This is a genomic window from Roseovarius sp. (assembly GCF_040223625.1).
Classification (GTDB): domain Bacteria; phylum Pseudomonadota; class Alphaproteobacteria; order Rhodobacterales; family Rhodobacteraceae; genus Roseovarius.
In genome coordinates, this window is the sequence record NZ_JAVKFX010000045.1 from 72873 (window position 1) to 94216 (window position 21344).

At 68.1% G+C, this 21344-nt stretch carries 23 protein-coding genes and 1 riboswitch; of the genes, 9 read left to right on the plus strand and 14 right to left on the minus strand.

Annotation, left to right across the window (positions count from 1 at the left end):
• Window positions 1–11: 11 nt before the first annotated feature.
• The gene (locus RLN94_RS13680; RefSeq protein ID WP_350124158.1) at window positions 12–1298 is read right to left on the minus strand and encodes a capsule polysaccharide biogenesis protein; all 1287 of its coding nucleotides are present in this window, start codon (window positions 1296–1298) and stop codon (window positions 12–14) included.
• A 142-nt stretch (window positions 1299–1440) separates the two neighbouring features.
• Here RLN94_RS13680 and RLN94_RS13685 point away from each other — a divergent pair, with 142 nt between their 5' ends.
• Window positions 1441–2034 (plus strand): riboflavin synthase, encoded by a 594-nt coding sequence (locus RLN94_RS13685; RefSeq protein ID WP_350124161.1) that lies wholly within the window; start codon window positions 1441–1443, stop codon window positions 2032–2034.
• Window positions 2035–2157: 123 nt separating this feature from the next.
• On the opposite strand, the gene RLN94_RS13690 is transcribed toward RLN94_RS13685, so the two are convergent.
• The 7 genes from RLN94_RS13690 to RLN94_RS13720 form a co-directional block, all read right to left on the minus strand.
• Entirely contained in the window at window positions 2158–3204 is a 1047-nt protein-coding gene (locus RLN94_RS13690) for a phosphatase PAP2 family protein (RefSeq protein WP_350124164.1), read from the minus strand.
• A 158-nt stretch (window positions 3205–3362) separates the two neighbouring features.
• Window positions 3363–4418 carry a proline racemase family protein gene (locus tag RLN94_RS13695; protein ID WP_350124167.1) on the minus strand — a complete coding sequence of 352 codons (1056 nt, stop codon included), beginning with the start codon at window positions 4416–4418 and terminating at the stop codon, window positions 3363–3365.
• A 74-nt stretch (window positions 4419–4492) separates the two neighbouring features.
• The gene (locus RLN94_RS13700; protein ID WP_350124170.1) at window positions 4493–5356 is read right to left on the minus strand and encodes a DUF2189 domain-containing protein; all 864 of its coding nucleotides are present in this window, start codon (window positions 5354–5356) and stop codon (window positions 4493–4495) included.
• A gap of 154 nt (window positions 5357–5510) precedes the next feature.
• Window positions 5511–6164, minus strand: coding sequence for a DUF3726 domain-containing protein (locus RLN94_RS13705; RefSeq protein ID WP_350124173.1), 654 nt, complete (start codon window positions 6162–6164; stop codon window positions 5511–5513).
• Window positions 6161–7804 (minus strand): hypothetical protein, encoded by a 1644-nt coding sequence (locus RLN94_RS13710; protein ID WP_350124175.1) that lies wholly within the window; start codon window positions 7802–7804, stop codon window positions 6161–6163. The genes RLN94_RS13705 and RLN94_RS13710 overlap by 4 nt, the downstream gene beginning before the upstream one ends.
• Before the next feature lie 63 nt (window positions 7805–7867).
• Window positions 7868–8851: a membrane dipeptidase gene (locus tag RLN94_RS13715; protein ID WP_350124178.1), complete on the minus strand. Its 984-nt coding sequence runs from the start codon at window positions 8849–8851 to the stop codon at window positions 7868–7870.
• A 76-nt stretch (window positions 8852–8927) separates the two neighbouring features.
• Complete coding sequence (locus RLN94_RS13720) at window positions 8928–9803, minus strand: LysR family transcriptional regulator (protein WP_350124181.1); 876 nt, start codon at window positions 9801–9803, stop codon at window positions 8928–8930.
• Between the two features lie 133 nt (window positions 9804–9936).
• Window positions 9937–10131, plus strand: a riboswitch (cobalamin riboswitch).
• Window positions 10132–10226: 95 nt separating this feature from the next.
• On the opposite strand from RLN94_RS13720, the gene RLN94_RS13725 reads away from it, so the two are divergent.
• Together RLN94_RS13725 and RLN94_RS13730 are read left to right on the plus strand one after the other, a co-directional pair.
• Window positions 10227–10493: a hypothetical protein gene (locus RLN94_RS13725; protein WP_350124184.1), complete on the plus strand. Its 267-nt coding sequence runs from the start codon at window positions 10227–10229 to the stop codon at window positions 10491–10493.
• Between the two features lie 26 nt (window positions 10494–10519).
• Complete coding sequence (locus tag RLN94_RS13730; protein WP_350124187.1) at window positions 10520–11071, plus strand: sugar O-acetyltransferase; 552 nt, start codon at window positions 10520–10522, stop codon at window positions 11069–11071.
• A 40-nt stretch (window positions 11072–11111) separates the two neighbouring features.
• On the opposite strand, the gene RLN94_RS13735 is transcribed toward RLN94_RS13730, so the two are convergent.
• Window positions 11112–12401 carry an ArgE/DapE family deacylase gene (locus RLN94_RS13735; protein WP_350124189.1) on the minus strand — a complete coding sequence of 430 codons (1290 nt, stop codon included), beginning with the start codon at window positions 12399–12401 and terminating at the stop codon, window positions 11112–11114.
• A gap of 281 nt (window positions 12402–12682) precedes the next feature.
• On the minus strand, window positions 12683–12898 hold the full coding sequence (locus RLN94_RS13740) for a DUF1127 domain-containing protein (RefSeq protein WP_350124191.1): 216 nt from the start codon (window positions 12896–12898) through the stop codon (window positions 12683–12685).
• Window positions 12899–13159: 261 nt separating this feature from the next.
• On the opposite strand from RLN94_RS13740, the gene RLN94_RS13745 reads away from it, so the two are divergent.
• Complete coding sequence (locus tag RLN94_RS13745) at window positions 13160–14260, plus strand: Mrp/NBP35 family ATP-binding protein (protein ID WP_350169118.1); 1101 nt, start codon at window positions 13160–13162, stop codon at window positions 14258–14260.
• A gap of 40 nt (window positions 14261–14300) precedes the next feature.
• Complete coding sequence (locus tag RLN94_RS13750; RefSeq protein WP_350124197.1) at window positions 14301–14570, plus strand: hypothetical protein; 270 nt, start codon at window positions 14301–14303, stop codon at window positions 14568–14570.
• A gap of 20 nt (window positions 14571–14590) precedes the next feature.
• On the opposite strand, the gene RLN94_RS13755 is transcribed toward RLN94_RS13750, so the two are convergent.
• A complete protein-coding gene (locus tag RLN94_RS13755; protein ID WP_350169120.1) occupies window positions 14591–15508 on the minus strand; it encodes a peptidoglycan-binding domain-containing protein in 918 nt (305 codons plus the stop codon).
• A gap of 39 nt (window positions 15509–15547) precedes the next feature.
• Window positions 15548–15937: an OB-fold nucleic acid binding domain-containing protein gene (locus tag RLN94_RS13760; RefSeq protein WP_350124203.1), complete on the minus strand. Its 390-nt coding sequence runs from the start codon at window positions 15935–15937 to the stop codon at window positions 15548–15550.
• Window positions 15938–16063: 126 nt separating this feature from the next.
• Between RLN94_RS13760 and RLN94_RS13765 the strand changes: the two genes are divergently transcribed.
• Window positions 16064–16387, plus strand: a complete 324-nt coding sequence (locus tag RLN94_RS13765; protein WP_350124206.1) for a 2Fe-2S iron-sulfur cluster-binding protein — start codon at window positions 16064–16066, stop codon at window positions 16385–16387.
• Window positions 16387–17217, plus strand: a complete 831-nt coding sequence (locus RLN94_RS13770) for an FG-GAP repeat domain-containing protein (RefSeq protein WP_350124209.1) — start codon at window positions 16387–16389, stop codon at window positions 17215–17217. The genes RLN94_RS13765 and RLN94_RS13770 overlap by 1 nt, the downstream gene beginning before the upstream one ends.
• Window positions 17218–17333: 116 nt before the next feature.
• On the opposite strand, the gene purD is transcribed toward RLN94_RS13770, so the two are convergent.
• Window positions 17334–18596, minus strand: coding sequence for a phosphoribosylamine--glycine ligase (purD, locus tag RLN94_RS13775; protein WP_350124212.1), 1263 nt, complete (start codon window positions 18594–18596; stop codon window positions 17334–17336).
• A 142-nt stretch (window positions 18597–18738) separates the two neighbouring features.
• Here purD and RLN94_RS13780 point away from each other — a divergent pair, with 142 nt between their 5' ends.
• Both RLN94_RS13780 and xseA read left to right on the plus strand, forming a co-directional pair.
• Entirely contained in the window at window positions 18739–19299 is a 561-nt protein-coding gene (locus tag RLN94_RS13780) for a type 1 glutamine amidotransferase domain-containing protein (RefSeq protein ID WP_350124215.1), read from the plus strand.
• A 45-nt stretch (window positions 19300–19344) separates the two neighbouring features.
• A complete protein-coding gene (xseA, locus tag RLN94_RS13785) occupies window positions 19345–20835 on the plus strand; it encodes an exodeoxyribonuclease VII large subunit (protein WP_350124218.1) in 1491 nt (496 codons plus the stop codon).
• A gap of 93 nt (window positions 20836–20928) precedes the next feature.
• Here the strand turns inward: xseA and RLN94_RS13790 are convergent, their stop codons facing one another.
• A complete protein-coding gene (locus RLN94_RS13790; RefSeq protein ID WP_350124221.1) occupies window positions 20929–21324 on the minus strand; it encodes a hypothetical protein in 396 nt (131 codons plus the stop codon).
• Window positions 21325–21344 lie beyond the last annotated feature (20 nt).

Genomic DNA, 21344 nt, shown 5'->3' on the forward strand with positions numbered 1-21344 from the left:
AATTGTGCCCGTCAGGTAACGACCCGCAACTGTTGCCTCGGGGCCGCGGTTCCGGATTCGAGCGCCTCGTAGGGGTCCTCGGGGATGAGCATCATGTCGACGGCCTGTCGCAGCAGCTGGCGGCGGCCGGAGGCGGAGTAGAAGCCGCCCGCGACCTGGCTGGTTTCGAGGAGGTAGCGGCGGTAATCGGCATAGGCCTTGCGGTCGGGCCGTTCGGCCAGCTGGAAGAAATCGCGCAGCGGCTTGGTGGAGACGAATTCGGGCTTGGCATAGACCGCGTCGCCGAAGGTCTTGAGCGGGATGCCGCGCCAGAGCACCTGCTGGGCGGCGGTGGAGTTGACGGTGACGGCGCTGCGGGCCTCGTCGAGGAGCTGGGCGAGCTTGCCGCCGCGGACGAAATGCACGCGGTCGTAGATGCCGTACTGCCGGGCGAGGCGGCGCAGGTCGCGGCGGATGGGCACGCGGCCGTCTTCGAGCGGGTGGGCCTTGACCACGAGGTGGTGGTGGAGCGGCGCGCCCTGGGCGAAGGCCTCGACCACGGTTTCGAGGAACTCGGACATGGTCGAGAAGGGGGAGTGCGACTGGAACGAGGAATCGTGTTCGAGCTGCAGCAGCGCCAGGTGGTAGGGAAAGCCGCCGTGGCGGATGCGCAGGGTGGCGATGCGGCGTTCGATGGCCTGTGCGGGCATCAGCAGGAGGCGCTTGAGGTAGAGGGCGAATTCCTGCCGCACGGTCATGGCGCGGTGGGGCCGGAAGCCGCGGTAGCGCCGGTTCAGCAGCAGCACGCAGCCGTGGTAGGCGGCGCCGTAGAAGATGTGCTGGCGCATATCGCCCCAGCTTGCCGGGGGCAGGGCGGTGTCCATGTCGGAGTTTTCCAGCGCCTTGCGCATGTGCGAGACGCTCATCTCCATCAGGCGGGAATTGCCGTTCGAGCCGCCGCGCTCATAGGTGACCCAGTAGGGGCGCATGTAGCCTTCCTCGAAGACATGCACGGTAAGGCCCAGCGTCTTGGCGGTCGCGACGGCCTCGGCATGGATCGGGCGCATGTCGCCGTAGAGGACGAGGTCGGTCACGCCCTTCTCGGCGACGATGGCGCGGAAGCGGTCGGGCCATTCGGCGGCGGGTTGCGTGTAGGGGATGTAGCTTTTGCCGTCCTTCCAGAAGGCGCGGTCGCCCGCGTTGAAGCCCACGCGCCAGACCGACGCGCCGGTGCGCCGGATCATCCGGCCCAGCTTGCTGAAGAACGGCCCGTGCGGCCCTTGCAGAAACAGGAATACCCGTTCGTTGCCCGAAACCATGGTCAGATCATACTCGCTACGTTGTTCGCGCGATTATTAGTATGGGAGTTGGGCGAAATTAAGTCTTTATCGGCGGGCGGTCTTGTCCGCCGGCCCGGCGGGCGGTAGGTGCAGACGGCAGGATGGCCAAAGGAGACGGCGCATGTTCACGGGGATCATCACGGATGTGGGCGAGGTGCAACGGACCGAGCAACGCGGCGACCTGCGCGCCCGGATCGGCACGCGGTACGACATGGCCCGGGTCGACATGGGCGCGTCGATTTGCTGCGACGGGGTGTGCCTGACGGTGGTGGGCAAGGGCCAGGGCTGGTTCGAGGTGGATATCTCGGCCGAGACGGTGTCGAAGACCAACCTCGACACCTGGGCCGAGGGGAAGCGCGTGAACCTCGAGCGGTCGCTGAAGGTGGGCGACGAGCTGGGCGGGCATATCGTGTCGGGCCATGTCGACGGGATCGCCGAGGTGGTCGAGCTGCATTACGAGGGCGACAGCACGCGGGTGACGCTGCGGGCGCCCGAGGGGCTGGAGCGGTTCATCGCACCCAAGGGCTCGGTGGCGCTGAACGGAACGTCGCTAACGGTGAACGAGGTTGATGGGCGCGATTTCGGCATCAACTTCATCCCGCATACCAAGGAGGTGACGACCTGGGGCGACGTGACGGTCGGCGACCGGGTGAACCTGGAGATCGACACCTTGGCGCGGTACGTGGCGCGGTTGCAGGAGGTCGTGGCGGGGTGATTACCCGTCGAGCCAGGATGGTAGTGTCGGTAAATGCCGGGCTGAAGCCCGGCCTACGGGGGCCTACGGGAGCCGGGCGCGTTGCCGTCGTAGGCCGGGCTTCAGCCCGGCACGCAACACCCCTCAGGCGAAGCCGCGCAGCAGGCGGCGGGCGAGGGCCCAGCAGCCGAGCGACAGGGCGATCGAAAAATACCCGTCGATGGCGTAGTGCCAGCCGAGCTGGACCGAACCCACCAGGATCAGCGCCGCGAAGCCCGTCATCATCCAGCCGAAGACGCGGGAGACCGAGAAGGCGTAGAGCGTCATCGTCACGGTCGAGGCCACGTGCATCGAGGGCATGGCCGAGATGCCCCGGACGGGGCCGTCATTCATGTAACCGTCGAGCAGCATCACCTGCAGGTCGAGCGCCCAGACCGGGCTGGTCTCGCTGAAGTCGCGGAGCGTGTCCATCAGCGGCACGAAATCCGCGCCGTAGCCGAAAGCCTCGTAATAGACCGGGCCGACGGAGGAGAAGAGCGTGGCGAGGATGTTGCCGCCGATCACCCAGCAGAGCACGTCGGCCACGAGGTAGTGGCGGTGCTTGTCGTGGCGCGAGACGTTGAAACAGGCCACGAAGATCAGGAAATAGGCCAGCATCAGCCAGAGGTGATAGGCCGCGTTGATCGCGGTGGTGATGGCGGGCGTGCCGGTGAGGTGGAAGAGCAGGTGCCACGGGTCGGTGCCGCCGTGCAGCGCGCGGTCGAGCCAGGCGAAGGTGGGATCCCACGAGAACGGGTTTATGAGCGGGATGAGGTCCTTGCCCACCGTGAAGCTTCCGGCGAAGAGGCACATGGCGAGGAAGGCGAAGATGCCGGTGAAGATGCGGTCGCGGTCGAGGAGGGTGTCCTTGAGGTCGTTGGCGAACCACGCGGTGGGGCGTTTGGGGCGGACGGTGACGATCATCCAGCCGAAGCGCCAGAAGAGCAGGATCACCAGGAAGAGCGGCACCTGCAGTTGCAGGAGGCTGATCAGCGTCGCAGCCGTGCCCGATCCGAACGGGTGGCCGAGGATCAGGCAGGCGGTGTAGACGCCGAGGAAATGCAGCGCGACCAGCCCGATCAGCAGCCGGATGCGCCAGAGCGCCGGGCCGATGGCCGATCCGCCGGTCAGGATATCCGTCTGCATGGTCATTCCGCCACCCTCATGACTGCCTCGGGGGCGGGGTATGACGGGGGAAATGGGCGCGGGGTCGACCGGATTGGGCCATTTTCGGGGCGATGTCGGGGTGTGGGGGCGTTTTCTTGAAAAGAAAACGGTCCGAAATCTTTTAAATATTTCGGGGTGTTAGGTTAGGCCCAGATGTCGCCGATGGTGTAGCCGCGGGGGAAGGGGTCGGTGGGATCGAGAAGGTGCTGGGTGGTGCCGGTGATCCAGCCCTGGCCGGAGATGGAAGGGAGGATGGCCGGGTGGCCGGCGACGGTGGTGATCTCCTCGATGCGGCCGGTGAAGGTGGTGCCGAGGGGGCCTTCGGTGATGAAATCCTCCTGCGGGGCAAGCTGGCCGCGGGCGTGGGCCGCCGCCATGCGGGCGCAGAGGCCGGTGCCGCAGGGGGAGCGGTCGAGCACGCCGGGGAGCGCGTGGGGGCGGGCCGGGTCGTAGCCGCCGGAGGAGACGGTGACGGCTTGGCGGGCATGGGTGCCGGGGGTGGTGGGAGCGCCGGTGAGGTTGGTGATGGTGGGGCCGGTGATGGCGGGGTTCTCCGGGTGGGTCACGGAGAGCTGTTGCCGGGCGGCTGCGAGGATGCGTTCGGAGGTGCGGACGATCTCGGCGCCGTTCGAGGCGTCGAGGGAGATGCCCAGCGTGTCGGCATCCGCCAGCACGTAGAACATGCCGCCCCAGGCGATGTCGACTTTGATGCGGCCCAGCCCGGCCACGTCGAGCGGGGCGTCGAGGTGGAGAGCGAAGGCCGGCACGTTGCGGAAGGTGACGCGGGTGACCTTGCCGTCATGGCAGTCGGCGCGGACGCGGATCAGGCCGGCCGGCGCCTCGAGGGTGAGCTCGGTGACGGGCTCCGTCATCGGCAGGATGCCGGTTTCCAGCAGCACGGTGGTCACGCAGATTGTGTTGGAGCCCGACATGGGCGGGTATTCCGTCTGCTCCATGATGATGAAGCCGGCGTCTGCGTCGGGGTGGCAGGGAGGCACGAGGAGGTTGCAGCAGAGCGCGGGCTGGCCGCGGGGTTCGCGGAGCATGAGGAGGCGCAGGTCGTCGGCATGGGTGCGGAGGTGCTGCATCTGCTCGAAGACGGTGGCGCCTGGCAGGGGCGGGGCGCCGGCGGTGATGACGCGGCCGGGCTCGCCCTCGGCATGGGCCTCGACGGCGGTGATCATTCTCGTGGCGCGCAATCCGGTGCCTCCCCTTCGGTGTCGGAGGGGAGGCTACGGGCTGCGGACGGAAAGCGGAAGGCCTTCCGAGCCGATCAGATGTCGCGCGGGACGGCGGCGCGGTAGAGGTGCCAGGTGGCGTGGCCCAGCACCGGCAGGACGACGATCAGCCCGAGGAAGAGCGGCAGCGTGCCGAGCAGCATCAGGACTGCCACGACGGCGCCCCATGTGGCGACGGTGACCGGGTTCTCGCGCGCGACCTGGAGCGAGGTGGCGACGGCGACGGGCACGCCTGTGTGGCGGTCGATCAGCATGGGCAGGGAAATGAGGCTGATGACCAGCACGAGCGCGGCGAAGACGAAGCCCACGGCCATGCCGGTGGCGATCATCGTCCAACCGGCGGAGGTGGTGAACACGTCGCTGAGGAAGGCGCTGGCGGAGGCGGGCGGTTCGGGGCCGAGGGTCCAGCCGTAGATTTGCAGGGCCGCGAACATCCAGACCACGAAGATCGCCAGCAGGTAGAGGGCCATGGCCAGCACCGGGCCGATATTGCGGGCCTGCAGGACGGTGATGGCGGTGCTCCAGTTGACGTTGGCCTGGGTCTCGGCCTTGCGGCTCATCTGGTAGAGGCCGATGGCGGCCACCGGCCCCAGCAGCAGGAAGCCCGCCGCGAGGGGGAAGATCATCGGCAGCAGCGCCTCGTTGAAGGCCATGACCGAGAGGGCGAGGCCGATGACGGGGTAGATCAGCACGATGAACATCACGTCGGTGCGGTAGCGCGAGAAGTCGGCGAAGCCGGCGGAGAGGGCCGCGCGGATGTCGGCGGTGGTGAGGATGTTGGTTTCCGGGATCTCGGTGAGTTCGCTGCCGAGGGCGTCGGCGGCGCTGCCCATGGCGCGGCCGGTGCCGGAGGCGCCCTGGGCCAGCCAGGTGAGGGGGTTTCCGATTGTCTTGACCATGATCGACCTCCCGATCGGGTGCCGGAACGGTCAGACCCGTCCCGGACGGGTGCCGGCGGCGCCGGTTTCGGCCCGCCATTCCAAGGAGTTAGTGCGCAAGTGTCGCATGTTATGGCGATTCGCGCGAGGGGGATCACCGAGGTGTGAAGCGGGCTCAGTCGTTGTCGGTGAGGCCCGCGCCGGCGCCGGAGGCGCGGCTTTCGGGGGTGCCCGGCGCGTAGGTGCGGTGGGCGAAGGCGGCGAGGGTTTCGACGGCGCCCGCGGGGAGGGAGCCGCGGGTGTGGCGCGGGACGGAGGTGCCGGTGGTGGAAGTGGCGGGGCCTATGGAGAGCGTTTCGGTGCGGGTGGCGGTGAGCGCGGCCGGGTCGGCGATGTCGGCGAAGACGCCGTCGCCGCCGCAGGTGACGGTGACGCCGGGCCAGCGGATCGAGAGCGGGCGGTTGGCGAGGTCCGCGGCCCATGCGGTGTAGGGGACGAGGAGGAGCGGGCGGGCGGTGGCGGCCATGGTGATGGGGCGGCCCTCTGCGAGGTCACGGGCGCGGTCGGTGAGCGCGGCGCCGGCGGCGGAGGGGCAGAGCAGGCCGTCGCGGGCGGCCCACGGCTCGGCCTCGGTGCGGGGGCGGACGGCGTCCCACGTGACACCGTCCTGCGCGAGGAGCAGCGCGGCCAGCGTCTCGGCCCCCGGCCAGCCGGCGGCGCAGAGCCAGCGGACGGCCTTGCCGGTTTCCTCGGCCAGCCCCCAATCCATCCCGCCGCCGCGGGCGGCCTTGCGCGAAAGCGCCTCGATCTCGTTCAGGGACCAGCTCACTCGCCGACCTCGGGCAGGCGCGGCAGGGTCCAGTCATCCGCGGCGTTGCGCGCGAGGTCCTCGGGGAAGGGGGCGTTCTGGTACATGTTGATGCGCACCCAGCGGTCGGAGCGCGGGTCGAAATGGCAGGCGCCGAAGAAGCTGAGCTTCATCCGCAGCATGTCGATCGGCATGACCGAGGCGTCTATGGTGTTGTCGCGGATCTCGGCATAGGGGATCTGTGCGGCGATCTGGGCGCGGCGGGCGATGTGGCGGTGTTCGGGGTGCCTGAGCAGGAACTCGGCCACGGTGGGCGCGTCGGAGGCGGTGAGGGCGGCGTGCATCAGGGCGGCGTCGCGCCCCGGGCAGAGCGGCTGTTCGTAGGGGTTGAGGGGTTCCTCGAACCGTTCGCCCATGCGGGGTTCGAGCTTTTCCTCGGAGGTGTACCAGATGCGGGCCTGCGAGGGCTTCGCGCTCCAGTCGATGGTGAGGGCCCAGCCGTAGACATCCTCGACGATGGCGCGGAGGTCGGCGAGGGGCATGGCGCCGTCGATGCGCCAGTTATCCTCCTCGTCGGCGCTCATGGTCTCGCAGAGGTCGTCGACCAGGTCGCCATGCGGTTCGAGCAGGAGCGAGACGAGCTGTTCCTGCCCTTCGAGGGAGAGCGTGGCCTCGCCCCAGCGCCAGAGCCGGTCCCACGGGTAGGGGGCGGTCATGTCGGCGGTGGCGAGATGTTCGGTCAGCGCCAGCATGTCGGCGCGCAGGTCTTCCAGCTTGGCCTGCTGGCCGGGATGCTCGGAGCGCCAGCCATGGGCGTGGATGCGGGCGCGGGCGGCGGTGTGGCGGAAGGCGGAGACGGTGGCGCGCGGCGCCTCGGGGAGGGCGCGGACGCGGCGGAGCGCCTCTTCCCGGGCGGCGACCCAGTTGTTGAGGAGCGCCGGGTGGGTGATCAGGAAGGGGGCCATGCCGAGCCCGGTGGAATTGCCGATCCCGAAGCGGCGGCGCAGCACCGGGTCGAGGGCGAGGGCCTTGCCCGGGGCGCGGGCGCGGGCCATGTGTTCGACAATGTCCATGACGAAGGCGCGGGTGAGGTAGACCGAGAGCATCTCGACCTGGAAGGGGGCCCGGAATTCGGGCCGGTCGGCCAGCGCGTCGCGGTCGGCGGCGCCGAACTTGCCCGAGCCGTAGACGGCGGTGGTGCGCATGAGGTAGCCGACTTCGGCGATTTTCCGCGCATCGGGCTGTTTTCCGGCGGCGAGGCGGCCCACCACGTAGTCCCAGAGGCGGACGGAGCGGTTGGCGCGGGAGAGGGAAAGCTCGCGTTCGGAGATGCGGCCGGCTTCCTGTTTGGGCACGTTTTCGGCGAGGCGGGCGATGTCGGCCTCGTCGGGGATGCCGTCGAAGAGGGTGAAGGTGGCATCCCACGCGGTGGCGATGACCCGGTCGGAGCGCTGGTCGGCGGGCAGGTCGTGGGAGAAGGCGATCAGGGAATAGCTGTGCCGGGGCGTGTGGGCCACGTAAACGGCGTGGCCTATGCCGTTGGAATCAATGTCGAAAACACGTTTCTCGAAGCGCCATTGCTCGGCCTTCATGCGGCGCAGGAGCTGGCGCATGAAGGACAGGCGGGTCTGGTGGAACGCCCCCAGCCGGGCCAGTTTCATGACCGTGTCTGGCGCGCGGCATGATATGGTGGGCGTTTCGGCCTCGGACATTGTTCAGGTCTTTCACTTGGCGCCGGGCCCGAAGTTCTGATCGAAAAATCTCAGCCAGTTCTCCCCCATGAGAGCGGCCGTTTCCCCGTCGTCAAAGCCTTTGGTGCGCAATCCTTGCTCGATACTAGCGAAATCGCGGTTGTCACGGAACCACGAGGGTTGCGGCGGGAAGCCGGGGGCGGCGGCGGAGCCCTCGCCATAGTCGGTGTCCTTGGTCCAGCGGCCGGTGCGCATCCACTCGACGATGCTGTCGGGCTGGTCCTGGCAGAGGTCGGAGCCGATGCCAAAATGTTCGACGCCGAAGCGGTCGGCAGCGTCGGCCACCATGGCGCAGAAGCTGTCGAGCGTGCAGTCGGACTTGTCCTTGAGGTGATGGGGATAGAGGGAGAAGCCCATCATGCCGCCGTTTTCGGTGACCGCGCGGATCACGTCGTCGCGCTTGTTGCGCAGCGCGGGCTGCCAGCGGTGGGGGTTGGCGTGGGTGATGGCGATGGGGCGCTGGGAGAGGTCGGCGGCCTCGATGGTGGAGCGGTCGGCAGAATGGCTCATGTCGATGACGAGGCCCACGCGGTTCATTTCGCGGATGACCTGTTTGCCCATGCGGGTGATGCCGGGGTCTTCGGCCTCGTAGCAGCCCGTCGCGAGGAGCGACTGGTTGTTGTAGGTGAGCTGCATGAAGCGGGCGCCGAGGGTGTGGGTGATCTCGACGAGGCCGATATCGTCTTCGATGGGCGAGGGGTTCTGGAAGCCGAAGAAGATGGCGGTGCGGTTCGTTTGGCGGGCAAGGCGCACGTCTTCGCCGGTGCGGCCGTGGAAGATGAGGTCGGGGAAGCGTTCGAAGCGGCGGTTCCACGCCTCGATATTGAGGACGGTTTCGCGGAAGTTCTCGTGGTAGGCGATGGTGACATGGACGGCGTCGAGCCCGCCCTCGCGCATCTGGCGGAAGATCTTCTCGGACCAGTTGGCGTATTGCAGGCAGTCGATGCGGTGGGGCATGGCGGGCTCCGGCTGGATGGGGCGCAGTGGGGCACGGCAGGGAATTCAGATCAATCGCAAAATGGTGTAGTTGTTTTCAGTCCGGCTGAAGTTCGGAGGCGAGGATGGCAGCGGCCATGTCGCGGGCGGCGGGGGTCATCAGGGCGGCGTCGGGGGTGAAGATGAAGACCTCGCGCCGGGCGGAGACATCCTGCAGGGGCAGGAAGGCGAGGTCGGAGAACTCGGGCAGGACAGCGAGTTCCGGCAGGACGGTGATGCCCACGCCGGCGCGGACGAGGCTGAGGATCGAGGCGGTGTTGCGGACGGAGAGGCGGGCGGCCTCGAGGAGGGGGGCGAAGGCGTCGTCCTCGATCTGGCGGCAGAGGCCGTTGGCGATGAAGGCGGTGCCGTGCAGGTCGGCCCAGGTGAGGGTCTGCCAGTGCCATGTGAGCGGATGGTCGGCGCGGCAGACGACGCCGAAGCGGTCGGAGAGGATGCGGCGGCGGTCGAAGCCGGGGATGGGGCCGAGGCTGGCGAGGCCGATATCGGCGCCCTCGCTGCGGAGTTCCTGTTCGATGGTGGCCGAATCGGCGTCGCGCATGTCGATCCGCACGGCCGGGTGATCGGCGATGTAGCGGCGCAGCACCGGGGGCATCACGATCTGGGCGATGGAGGGGGTGGCGATGATGCGGACGAAGCCGCGTTCGGCGCGGGCCAGCCCCTCGATCGCCGAGACGGTGCGTTCGAAATGGGCCAGCTCGCGCCCGGCCTCCTGCCGGATCAGCTCGCCCAGCGGGGTGAGGCGGGATTTGCGGCCGGTCTCGAAGAGGGGGGCGCCGACGTGATCCTCGAACTGGCGCAGCATCATCGACACGGCGGAGGGGGTGCGGTTCAGCACCTGCGCCGCGTCGGCCAGCGCGCCATGATCGGCGACGGCCTTGAAGCAGCGGAGCATTTCGATCTTGATGGCCAAGTTGAAGCTTTCCTGAAATTTCCGGCAAGGAACATCAGGTTCACTTGAATGTCCAGCGGCCCGGTGCGAGGGGTCCATGCCGCAGGACGGGCCGGGCTGCAAGGATCTTCGCTTGTACCGCGCCGGGCGAGGTGCCAGAGTGGATGTCCGAGGTGCCGGTTCCCTTTCCGAGGTGGCCGGAGAATTGGGAAGCCGGTGCAAGGCCGGCGCTGCCCCCGCAACGGTAAGCGTGGGGGCAGGGGCGAGACGCCACTGGACGTGTTTGTCCGGGAAGGTGCCCCTGTCCTGACCCGCGAGCCCGGAAACCAGCCTTGGACCAACGTCAAGCCGCGGGGGGCGGTGCGGGCGGATGGGTTTCGGCGCATCGCCCTGTCGTCCCTTGCCCCAGTCCGGCCCGGGGTGTGGCCGGGGGAGAGAGATGCCATGACCGCGACGCGGATACTGGACGGGTTGGAACGCAGCGAGGCCACGGGGGCCGAGGCCGACAGCGTGGCGCGGCTGGGGTTCCTGGAATGGGCCTTTGGCCTCGAGGGCGAGGTGACGCCGGCGAAGGCGCGGGCGGCGCTGGTGAGTGCCGAGGCGCAGGGGCCGGAGAGCGATGCGGCCTGTGCCTTCGTGGTGTTCCTGCGGCAGGCGACGCGGCCGATGACGGGCGGTGCGCGCCGGGGGCGGCGGCGGGCGCTTCACTGAGCGGGCCCTGCCCGGTAGGGTTCGGCATGACCAGCGAGAAAGAGAAGATGCAGGCGGGGGAATGGTATACGTGCCATGACCCGGAGCTGTTCGCGATGCAGGACGCGGCGCGGGCGGCGTGCCATGCGCATAACACCGGCGTTCCGGCGGAGCGGGGGCCGATTGGGGCGGCGCTGGCGGGGTTGTTCGCCGAAGTGGGCGAGGGCTGCATGATCGAGGCGCCGTTTCACTGTGCCTATGGCGTGAACATCCGGCTTGGTGCGCGGGTCTACATGAATGCGGGCTGTACGATTCTGGATACCGCAGAGGTGCGGATCGGGGACGACACGATGCTGGGGCCGGGGGTGCAGATCTATTGCCCGACGCATCACCGGGACCGGGCGAAGCGGGTGGCCGGGCTGGAACGGGCAAGGCCGGTGGTGATCGGGCGCGAGGTGTGGATCGCGGGCGGGGCGATCATCCTGCCCGGCGTAACGGTCGGGGATGGCGCGATTGTCGGCGCGGGCAGCGTGGTGACGCGGGACGTGGCCCCGGACACGGTGGTGTTCGGCAACCCGGCGCGGGTGCGCGCCGGGTAGATCCGGTTCAGGCCCCTGTCAGGTCTCGGTCAGGCCCCCGTCAGGCCTCGGTCAGGCCGCACCATTCGGCGATGAAGAGGGCGATGACGCCCGTCGATTGCTTGACCGAGGCAAGGTCGACCCGCTCGTCGAAGCCGTGGATGCTTTCGGCTATGGGTCCGTAACAGAGGCTGGGGATGCCGTGATAGAGCCCGTAGAAGCGGGTGTCGGTGAGGGCGGTGAACTGGCGGTCTTCGGGGCCTTCGGTGCCGAAGACGGATTTGTGGGCCGCCGCCAGCGCGGTTTCGGGCGCCTCGGCATTCTCGAGCACGAAGCCGTCGGCCTGGAAGCCGTTCCAGACGATCTCGGGCGGGTTGGAGCGCAGGAAGGGGTGGGCCTCGGCCGCCTTGGCGACGGTTTCGGCGATCTCGGCCTTCACGTCTTCGACCGACCAGCCGGGCAGCAGGCCCATGCGGCAGTCGACCTCGCACCATGAGGGCACGGAGGAGGCCCAGTCGCCGCCCTTGATCTTGCCCGCGTTGAAGTTGACCGGGTGTTCGGTGCCCCCGAAGGCCGGGTGGTCGGCGGCGCGGGCGTTGAAGTCCTCGCAGAGCGCTTCCAGCGCGGTGAGAAGCTGGAACGTGCCCATGATGGCGTTGGCGCCGGTGCCGGCATAGGCCACGTGGGTGGGTTTGCCGAGGACGCGCAGCTTGAACCAGACGACGCCGACCTGGGCCCGGACAAGGGTGTGGCCGGTGGGTTCGGGGATGAAGACGCAATCGGCGCGGTAGCCGCGGGCGAGGGTGGCGAGCGCGCCCATGCCGGTGCTTTCCTCCTCGATCACGGATTGGTAGTGCAGCCGGCCCTCGGGGGCGAAGCCCGCGCGGCGGATGGCGTCGACGGCGAAGAGGGCGGCGGTGTCGCCGGCCTTCATGTCGCCGGCGCCGCGGCCGTACATCCAGCCGTCCCTGACGACCGGATCGTAGGGCGGGGTTGTCCACATCTCTTCCGGGCCTTCGGGGACCACGTCGAGATGGCCCTGCAGGATCAGGGACTTGCCGCCGGAGCCCGCCCCTTCGAGCGTGCCGTTGACGGCGCGGATTTCGGTGATGTAGCCGGCGGAATCGCAGAAGCCCGGCTCGCTTGCCAGCTCGCTCATCGGCACGGTCCAGTCATCGACCTCCCATCCGCGGGTGGCGAGCGCGTCGGCCATGAAATCGAGCGCCGCGCCTTCCTTGCCCCGGCGGCTGGGAATGCGGGTGAGGTCGGCGAGGAAGGCGACCTGATCGTCGAAACCCGCCTCGACCGCGTCGAGAATGGCGTTCCGGGTTTTATCGGGGATGGCGGACATGACGGCTCCTTCTGTGGTCCCGGGGAGGGGAGCAGCAGGGGGGCGGCCCGTCAAGGCGGATGTCGAAAGAGGGGGGAGAAAATGAAAACGGCGGCGCCTGGGAGGAGGAGTGGCGCCGCCGTTCCATTACGTTCGGCCCTGGGAGGAGGAGTAGGGCCTTACGCAGCTGTCAGGGCCGAAAATTGGCCCCGGTATTTTGGGCGACGACACCAGGGAGGAGGAGAGGTGCCGCCGCCATTTCCGGATGTCCCAGGGAGGAGGAGAGGGACACCCGAACCTTGTTATTCGCCGTAGACTGCCTCCCGCGCCGCAGCGCGGATGCCGGACCGGTGGATACCGAGGTCGGCCAGGGTGGCCGCGTCCAGCTCGGACAGTTCGCGCACGGTTGCGCGATAGGCGAGGTAGTCGTATGCCGCTTGCATCAGGTGATGCGCTGCAGCGCTGATTTCGATGGCGAGGCCCGTCTGTGCGGCGCTCTTCTCGCTTGCGTATGCCATATCCGTTTTCTTTCCTGAGTGCCCCGGCCCGAGCAGCCGTTGGTGGGCGTCGTCTTTTTATGTCGTCTCGTTGAGTACAAAGATAGCCAAATGCTGCATCTGCACAATACCTAGAAAAGCATTGCTGCTATGCAGAAAATGCATAAGCAAAGCTGACCTAAAACAAGGCAAGACGGCTGTTTTTTAAGCGAAAAATATCTACCCCTTGCAGGTGCAGAAATATCTGCCACCTATTGCAGCAGAACTGACGGGAGAATGGGCATGACCGATATCCGCGCCGCGATCGAAGCCGAGCTGAAGCGGCTGGAGCTTCCCGACGGCGGCAACCTGATTTCGCGCGACATGGTGCGGGCGCTGTCCGTGGAGGGGGGAGTGGCACGATTCGTCATCGAGGCTCCGAGTGCCGACATCGCCAAGAAGATGGAGCCGCTGCGCGCCGCGGCCGAGCGGGCGGCGGCCTCGGTCGAGGGGGTCGAGCGTGCCTCGGTCGCGCTGACGGCGCATGAGCAGAGCACCAAGGCGCCGCCGAAACCGGCCGGCGGATCGGACGAGGGCGCGCCCTCGCTGAAGCTGGGCGGGCACCCGAAGGGAGGGCAGAGCTCGATCCGGCCGGCCTCGGTCAAGTCGCTGATCGCCGTGGGCTCTGGCAAGGGCGGCGTGGGCAAGTCGACCGTGTCGTCGAACCTTGCCGTGGCGCTGGCGAAGCAGGGGCGCAAGGTGGGCCTTCTGGACGCCGATATCTACGGGCCCAGCCAGCCGCGGATGATGGGCGAGAGCAAGCGCCCGGCCAGCCCCGACGGCAAGATCATCGAACCGCTCAAGGCGCATGGGGTGACCTTCATGTCGATCGGCCTGATGCTCGACCCCGACAAGGCGGTGGTGTGGAGGGGGCCGATGCTGATGGGGGCGTTGAAGCAGATGCTGAGCCAGGTGAACTGGGGCGAGCTCGATGTGCTGATCGTCGATCTGCCGCCGGGCACGGGCGACGTGCAACTGACGCTGAGCCAGCGGGCGCAGCCGACCGGCGCGCTGATCGTGTCGACGCCGCAGGACGTGGCGCTTCTGGATGCGCGCAAGGCGATGGACATGTTCAACACGCTGAAGACGCCGATCCTTGGCCTGATCGAGAACATGTCGGTGTTTCACTGCCCCCAATGCGGCTTTGAGGCGCATATCTTCGGGCAGGGCGGCGTGGTGAAGGAGGCCGAGAAGCTGGGGATCCCGTTCCTGGGCGCGCTGCCGATCGACCTCGATACGCGGCTGGCGGGGGACGCGGGCAAGCCCATCGCGCTGGGCGACGGGCCGATGGCGCAGGCCTATGCGCAGTTGGCCGACCGGCTGGTGCAGGGCGGGATGGCCTGAGGCCGGTCGCCCGCGGGCCGGATCGCGCTAGATCCGGGTCATGCTGATCGCGGTCATCTGCATCTACATGGGGGTCTGGGGCTGCGCGTATTATGCGGCGCAGGCGGAGGGCGGCCTGCGGTTCGCCGGGATGTACGCGGTGGCGGTGCTTGTGTTGCCGAATGCCTTTGGCTTGGTTTTCTGGATGATCTATCAACGGGTTGACGGGGACGGCGCGGGCGACCTGACGCGGATGGTGATCCTGATCGGGGCGGGGCTGGCGCTGGTGTTCTACCCGCTGATCTATGTCCGGACCCGGCGGGGGGCGTGAGGGGCGCGGGAGTCGCGCCCCTAGTTGCTTTCCGTGGAGATCGGCAGCGGGGTGAGGCTGCCGTTGTTGCGCTTCTTCTCGTCTTCGAGGGCAGCTTCCAGTTCGGCCGCGCGTCTGGCCTTCTCGGCCTCTTCGGCCTCGGCGCGGGCTTTGGCCTCGGCCTCGCGCCGGGCCTCTGCGGCTTTCTCGGCCTCGAGGGCGGCACGGCGCTCTTCCTCGCGCTTTGCGGCGGCTTCGGCCTCGGCCACGGCCTTGGCCTGGCGTTCGGCCTCCTGCCGGGCAGCCTCGTCCTTCTCGGCCTCGAGCCGGGCGATCTTCTCGGCCTCCTTGCGGAGCGCGGCCTGTTCGGCGGCGATCCGCGCTTCCTCGGCCTTGAGGATCTTCTCGGCCTTGGCCGCGGCCTCGAGCCGGCGTTCCTTTTCGCCGGGAAGCTCGACCGGCGAGAGGCCCATCTGCCGGGCGGCGGCCAGCGAGATCTTGGCCGAATCGAGCCCCTGCGGCTTTTGATAGGCGCGGATGGCGGCCTTGGTGACGCCGTCCATCTCGCCGTTGATCGGGCCGCGGTAATGGCCGCGCGCCTTGAGCGCCCGTTGCAGGGAGGTGTTGAATTCCGGGGTGAGCTGGTACTCGCTGGGGGTTTCGAACCAGGTGGCCTTGCGCGGCTTGACGATCTTCTGCTGCGTTTCCGTCTTGTAGACGGCGGGCGTCCCGGCGGTGCCGTCGGTGGCAAGCCCGGCGGGCTGGACCACGACCTGTTCGGTGACCGTCTCGATCACGGCGGGGGTTTCGTCCTGCGCCCAGCAGGTGCCGGGCTGGGCGCCGGGGGGGGCGTCGCGGGCGACCACCTCGGCGGGTTCGGCCATCTCGGGCAGGCCCGCCTGGCAGGCGCCAAGCAGGGATGTGGCCGCAACAACGGCTGGTAACAGGTTGATTTTCATGCTCGATGCCTCTTGCGGGCGGTCTTGTTGCGGCGCAGTCTAGCCGGTTTCGCCGCCGCGGGGAAGCGGGCAATCGGGATCGAGCAGCCGGTCTAGCAGCGGGGACACATCCTCGATCTCTTCGGCGACGACATGGACGACGCCGGCCTCGCGCTGAACCCGGCCGGTGATCCGCAGGAGCCGCCCCGAGATCACCGCCCGGCGGAAGCGTTCATACATGTTGCGCCAGACGACGATGTTGACCACGCCGGTCTCGTCCTCGAGCGTGAGGAAGATCACGCCCTTGGCGGTGCCGGGGCGCTGGCGCAGGATGACCAGCCCGGCCACGGTGACGCGGGCGCCGCCGGGCGGCTCGTCAAGCCGGGCGGCGACGAGCGCCGCGGGCGGGCGCGGCCATGTGCCGGGGCGGGGGGGAGAGACGACTTTCATGAGAACGAATATAGAACATTCGGGATTTGTCGCAACTCCCGGCGCGTCCTGTCGCAAATGGGGCTGGCCTCTCCTACATGGCTTGGCTAGGAACCATTGAAATCCGAGGCGAGGGAGACCGCAGTCATGGCGAAAATCACCTATATCGAGCACAACGGGACCGAACATGTGGTCGAGGTGGCCAACGGGCTGACCGTGATGGAAGGCGCGCGCGACAACAACATCCCCGGCATTGAGGCGGATTGCGGCGGGGCCTGCGCCTGTTCGACCTGCCATGTCTATGTCGACCCGGCCTGGGTGGAGAAGCTGCCCGAGAAGGACGACATGGAAGAGGACATGCTCGACTTCGCATACGAGCCCGACCCGGCGCGCTCTCGCCTGACCTGCCAGCTCAAGGTGAGCGATGCGCTGGACGGGCTGGTGGTGCAGATGCCGGAAAAGCAGATCTGATGCGGCGGCTGGCGGCCGTTGCCTTCGGGCTGCTGCTGCCGGTTGCTGGATGGGCCTGCGAGGCGCGGACCGACGGGGAGGGGCTGCTGGGGCGGTTTGCCGAGGCCGAGATTCTCAACGAGGCGCCCGGTGGCGGGCTTCATGAAGGCTGGGCGCCGCGAAGCGCCCGGCTGGTGATGCATGCGGGGTTTTTGCAGGAAACGGACGAATACGGGCATGGCGTGCTGGGCGATCTGCGCGACGCCAAGGCACTGACCATTCATCTGCGGATACCCGGCGACAGCCGCATCACTTGCCCGGCGGAGGTGATCCTTCCGCAGGGCGAGGTGTTCGAGGATATCGCGCCGCGGCTGGCGGATCTGGATGGCGACGGTCTGCCGGAGATCGTGGCGGTGCAGTCGAACGCGGCGACGGGGGCGAAGCTGGCGGTTTATGACCGGCGCGCCAGACTGGTGGCGGCGACGCCCCATATCGGACAGCGGCATCGCTGGCTGGCGCCTGTGGCGGTGGCGGACCTGGATGGCGACGGGCATGTGGAGCTGGCCTATGTGGACCGGCCGCATTTGACCAAGCGGCTGCGGGTGTGGCGGTTCCGGGGTGGCAAGCTCGAGCACGTGGCGGATAGTGAAGGGTTCACCAATCACCGGATCGGCTGGGATTTTATTGCCGGCGGGGTGCGGCGGTGTGGGGGCACCACGGAGATCATCACTGCCAACTCAGACTGGACCCGCATCGTGGCGGCCCGGCTCACATCAGGCCGGATCACCCGCCGCGATCTCGGCCCTTACACCGGCCCTGAAAGCCTCAACGCGGCAACAAACTGCCCCTGATCTTCTTCTGGCCAAAAATATCCCGGGGAGCGCCGGTTTGATGAAGCGCACCTGCGGTGCGACGGGCTGGCCCCTCGCTCCGGTCGGATGGCCAAAGGCCATTCGATCCCAGAGGCTTAGAGCGCCCGCCACCCGATATCGCGCCGAAACACGCCCTCCGGCCAGTCGATCTTGTCGATCATCCCGTAGGCCCGGTCCGCCGCCTCGCGCAATGTCGCGCCCCGCGCGGTGACGTTCAGTACGCGGCCGCCGGTGGCGACGAAATGGCCGTCCTTGCGGCCCGTGCCGGCGTGGAAGACCATGTGGAAGCTGTCTTCGGCCACGTCCTCCAGCCCCTTGATGGTGCTGCCTTTCTCGTAGGCGCCGGGGTAGCCGTCTGCGGCCATGACCACGGTCATGGCGTGATCGTCGGCCCAGTTGACGCGGGCTTCGGAGAGGCGGTTCTCGGCGGCGGCGTGGAGGAGGTCGAAGGCCTGGGCGCCGAGGCGCATCATCAGGACCTGGCATTCCGGGTCGCCGAAGCGGACGTTGTACTCGACGAGGCGGGGTTCGCCGTCCTTGATCATCAGCCCGGCATAGAGGACGCCCTGGTAGGGTGTGCCGCGTTTCACCATTTCGCGCAGGGTGGGTTTTATTATCTCGTTCAAGGCCTTGTCGGCGATTGTTGATGTCAGGACCGGCGCCGGGGAGTAGGCGCCCATGCCGCCGGTGTTGGGGCCGGTGTCGCCTTCGCCGATGCGCTTGTGGTCCTGCGCGGTGCCGATGGGGAGCGCTTCTTCCCCGTCGCAGAGGATGAAGAAGGAGGCTTCCTCGCCTTCCATGAACTCCTCGACCACCACCTCGGCACCGGCGCCGCCGAAAGCCCCGCCGAACATGTCGTCGATGGCGGCGTAGGCGTCCTCGACCGTTTCCGCCACGATCACGCCCTTGCCGGCGGCGAGCCCGTCGGCCTTGACCACGATGGGCGCGCCCTGGTCTGTCACGTAGTCCTTCGCGGCGGCGGCGTCGGTGAAGTGGCCATAGGCGGCGGTGTGGGCCTTGGCCGCGTCGCAGATTTCCTTGGTAAAGCTCTTCGAGGCCTCCAGCCGGGCCGCGGCCTCGGAGGGGCCGAAGACCAGCAGGCCCGCGTCGCGCAGGCGGTCGCCGACGCCGGCGGCGAGCGGTGCCTCGGGGCCGATGATGACGAACTCGATGGCGTTGACGTCGCAGAAATTCACCACCGCCGCGCCGTCCTCGATATCGAGCGTGGCGCATTCGGCGATTTCGGCGATGCCGGCATTGCCCGGTGCGACGATCAGCTTGTCGCATTTCGGGTTCTGCATGACCGCCCAGGCCAGCGCGTGTTCGCGCCCGCCGCCGCCGAGAATGAGAATGTTCATGGCGCACGCCTCCTTGCCCGGTTCCGGCCTCTCGATAGCGGCAGCGGCGGAAGGTGGCAAGCGGTGGAAACGGGCGGGAACAGGGCGGCGCTCGGGCACGTTGGGTTGGCAAGACATCCACTTCAACCAAAGGACACGCAACATGGCACGTCTCGACAACAAGAAGGTCGCCATCCTGGCGACGAATGGCTTCGAGCAATCGGAACTGGAACACCCGCTGAAGGCGCTGCGCGAAGCCGGCGCCGAGGTGCATGTCGTCTCGCCCGAGAGCGGCGAGATCAAGGGCTGGGAAGGCAGCGACTGGGGCACCTCCGTCAAGGTCGACGAGCTGCTCGACGATGCGCAGCCCGATCACTATGACGGGCTGGTGCTGCCCGGCGGGCAGATCAACCCCGACCTGCTCCGCGCGAACCCGACCGCCGTCGAGTTCGTCAAGGCATTCTGGGCCGCCGGCAAGCCGATCGGCGCGATCTGTCACGGGCCCTGGATGCTGGTGGAAGCCGGTGTGCTGAAAGGCAACAAGGTGACCTCGTACCACTCGATCAAGACCGACGTGATCAACGCGGGCGGCGATTGGGAAGACAGCGAATGCGTCTGCGAGAACGGCCTTGTCACCAGCCGCAACCCCGATGACCTGCCGGCCTTCAGCGCCAAGATGATCGAAGAGATCGCCGAAGGTCGCCACAACAAGCGCGCCGCGTAGGCGCGGGCGCTTTTCATCGCCGATCGGATCGGGCATGAATGGGTCATGTCCGATCTGATCGATGACCCGGCCCCGGGTGAGAACGCCCCAGAATTTTCCGTCTCCGAGCTGTCCGGCGCGGTCAAGCGCGTGGTCGAGGGGGAGTTCGGGTTCGTCCGTGTGCGGGGCGAGGTGGGCCGCGTGTCGCGGCCGCGGTCGGGGCATATCTATCTTGACCTGAAGGACGACCGGGCCGTGCTGGCCGGGGTGATCTGGAAAGGGGTGTCCCAGCGTCTGGCGGTGCAGCCGGAGGAGGGGATGGAGGTTGTCGCCACCGGGCGGCTGACCACCTTTCCGGGGCAGTCGCGCTACCAGATCGTCATCGACGACGTGAAGCCCGCCGGCGTGGGCGCGCTGATGGCGCTTCTGGAGAAGCGCAAGAAGGCGCTGGCGGCGGAGGGGCTGTTCGACGAGGCCCGCAAGAAGAGGCGGCCGTATCTTCCTGAAATCATTGGAGTTGTCACGTCGCCCTCTGGGGCGGTGATCCGGGATATCCTGCATCGGTTGCGGGACCGGTTTCCGCGCAAGGTGCTGATCTGGCCCGTCGCCGTGCAGGGCGATCGCTGTGCGCCGGAGGTGGCCAGGGCCATCGAGGGGTTCAACCGGCTGACGCCCGGCGGCGCGCTGCCCCGGCCCGATCTGCTGATCGTGGCACGGGGTGGCGGCTCGGTCGAGGATCTGTGGGGGTTCAACGAGGAAATCGTGGTGCGGGCGGTGGCGGCCTCGCAGATACCGCTGATCTCGGCGGTGGGGCACGAGACCGACACCAACCTGATAGATTTCGCGGCGGACGTGCGCGCGCCGACGCCCACGGCGGCGGCGGAACTGGCGGTGCCGGTGCGGCTGGATTTGCTGGCGTGGTTCGACAACCAGGAGGCGCGGCTGACCCATGCGCTGACCAAGGGGATCAGCGACCGGGGGCAGCGTCTGCGCGATCTGGCGCGGGCCTTGCCGCGGGTCGAGACCTTGCTGGACGGGCCGCGTCAGCGGCTGGATGGCTGGGCCGAGCGGCTGCCCAATGCGCTGACGCGGTCGGTCCAGCTCAGGCGGGTGCAGCTTTTCGAGTGCTCCGGCGCGTTGCGGCCCGGGCTTTTGCGGCGGGCGTGGGAAAGCGACCGGCGGCGGCTGGAGACGGCGGTGGGCCGGCTGAGCACCGGGGCGATCGAGCGGGATATCGAACGGAAGTCGCGGGATTTATCGACGCTGTCGCGGCGGCTGTCGGATGCCGGGACGCGGCAGGTGCAGCGCTGGCGCGAGCGGATCGACGGGCTGGAGCGGCTGCGCGAAACGGTGGGCTACGAGGCGACGCTCAGGCGCGGCTATGCCGTGGTGCGGGGCGATGGCGGCGTGGTGACCACCAAGGCCGCGGCGGAGCAGGCCGGGGCGCTGGAGATCGAGTTCGCCGACGGGCGGCTGCCGGTGGTGTCGGGCGGCGGCGGGGCTGTGAAGAGGGGCAAACCGAAGCCGGATGCGCCGGACCAGGGGTCGTTGTTCTGATATTTGCGGGTTGAGCCCGTTATGTCAGGATTTGGAAAGCATTCGCGGCATTTCGATGTTTAAGATGCCCGTCCGCATCGTGAAAGGACAAGCCTAGACGCCGACGTCGGGCCCCATGCACATCAGCGGTTCGTCCGTCTGGCGCACCTCGTAGAGCTCGGTCTGGGCCGGGTCGTTCTCGAACTGGGCGATCAGCCCGCCGGAGCGGCGCGTGAAGCTCCAGCATTGCGGATCGGGCTGGTTGTCGTAGACGAAACAGATCAGCCCGTCATCCTCGTACCAGACGCCTTCCTGGCACTTGCCGTCGAGAAAGGTCCAGCGGACGCGGCGGTTGGCGAGGTATTCCTCGGCGCCGTAAGGTTCGCCGCGCGAGCCGTAATAGAAGGTCTTGCCCTTGGTGTAGGCTTCGAACTCTCCCGCGTCCATGACGTCCGCCGAGGCGGGCAGGGGCAGGGTCAGCAGGCAGAGGGACAGAAGGGCTTTTCGCATGGGGCGAGTTTGGCAGATGC

Coding starts and splice junctions, on each gene's coding strand:
- RLN94_RS13680 (WP_350124158.1), bottom strand. CDS start 1,298: ATGGTTTCGGGCAACGAACGGGTATTCCTGTTTCTGCAAGGGCCGCAC.
- RLN94_RS13685 (WP_350124161.1), top strand. CDS start 1,441: ATGTTCACGGGGATCATCACGGATGTGGGCGAGGTGCAACGGACCGAG.
- RLN94_RS13690 (WP_350124164.1), bottom strand. CDS start 3,204: ATGACCATGCAGACGGATATCCTGACCGGCGGATCGGCCATCGGCCCG.
- RLN94_RS13700 (WP_350124170.1), bottom strand. CDS start 5,356: ATGGTCAAGACAATCGGAAACCCCCTCACCTGGCTGGCCCAGGGCGCC.
- RLN94_RS13710 (WP_350124175.1), bottom strand. CDS start 7,804: ATGAAACTGGCCCGGCTGGGGGCGTTCCACCAGACCCGCCTGTCCTTC.
- RLN94_RS13715 (WP_350124178.1), bottom strand. CDS start 8,851: ATGCCCCACCGCATCGACTGCCTGCAATACGCCAACTGGTCCGAGAAG.
- RLN94_RS13725 (WP_350124184.1), top strand. CDS start 10,227: ATGACCGCGACGCGGATACTGGACGGGTTGGAACGCAGCGAGGCCACG.
- RLN94_RS13730 (WP_350124187.1), top strand. CDS start 10,520: ATGACCAGCGAGAAAGAGAAGATGCAGGCGGGGGAATGGTATACGTGC.
- RLN94_RS13735 (WP_350124189.1), bottom strand. CDS start 12,401: ATGTCCGCCATCCCCGATAAAACCCGGAACGCCATTCTCGACGCGGTC.
- RLN94_RS13740 (WP_350124191.1), bottom strand. CDS start 12,898: ATGGCATACGCAAGCGAGAAGAGCGCCGCACAGACGGGCCTCGCCATC.
- RLN94_RS13745 (WP_350169118.1), top strand. CDS start 13,160: ATGACCGATATCCGCGCCGCGATCGAAGCCGAGCTGAAGCGGCTGGAG.
- RLN94_RS13750 (WP_350124197.1), top strand. CDS start 14,301: ATGCTGATCGCGGTCATCTGCATCTACATGGGGGTCTGGGGCTGCGCG.
- RLN94_RS13755 (WP_350169120.1), bottom strand. CDS start 15,508: ATGAAAATCAACCTGTTACCAGCCGTTGTTGCGGCCACATCCCTGCTT.
- RLN94_RS13760 (WP_350124203.1), bottom strand. CDS start 15,937: ATGAAAGTCGTCTCTCCCCCCCGCCCCGGCACATGGCCGCGCCCGCCC.
- RLN94_RS13765 (WP_350124206.1), top strand. CDS start 16,064: ATGGCGAAAATCACCTATATCGAGCACAACGGGACCGAACATGTGGTC.
- RLN94_RS13770 (WP_350124209.1), top strand. CDS start 16,387: ATGCGGCGGCTGGCGGCCGTTGCCTTCGGGCTGCTGCTGCCGGTTGCT.
- purD (WP_350124212.1), bottom strand. CDS start 18,596: ATGAACATTCTCATTCTCGGCGGCGGCGGGCGCGAACACGCGCTGGCC.
- RLN94_RS13780 (WP_350124215.1), top strand. CDS start 18,739: ATGGCACGTCTCGACAACAAGAAGGTCGCCATCCTGGCGACGAATGGC.
- xseA (WP_350124218.1), top strand. CDS start 19,345: ATGTCCGATCTGATCGATGACCCGGCCCCGGGTGAGAACGCCCCAGAA.
- RLN94_RS13790 (WP_350124221.1), bottom strand. CDS start 21,324: ATGCGAAAAGCCCTTCTGTCCCTCTGCCTGCTGACCCTGCCCCTGCCC.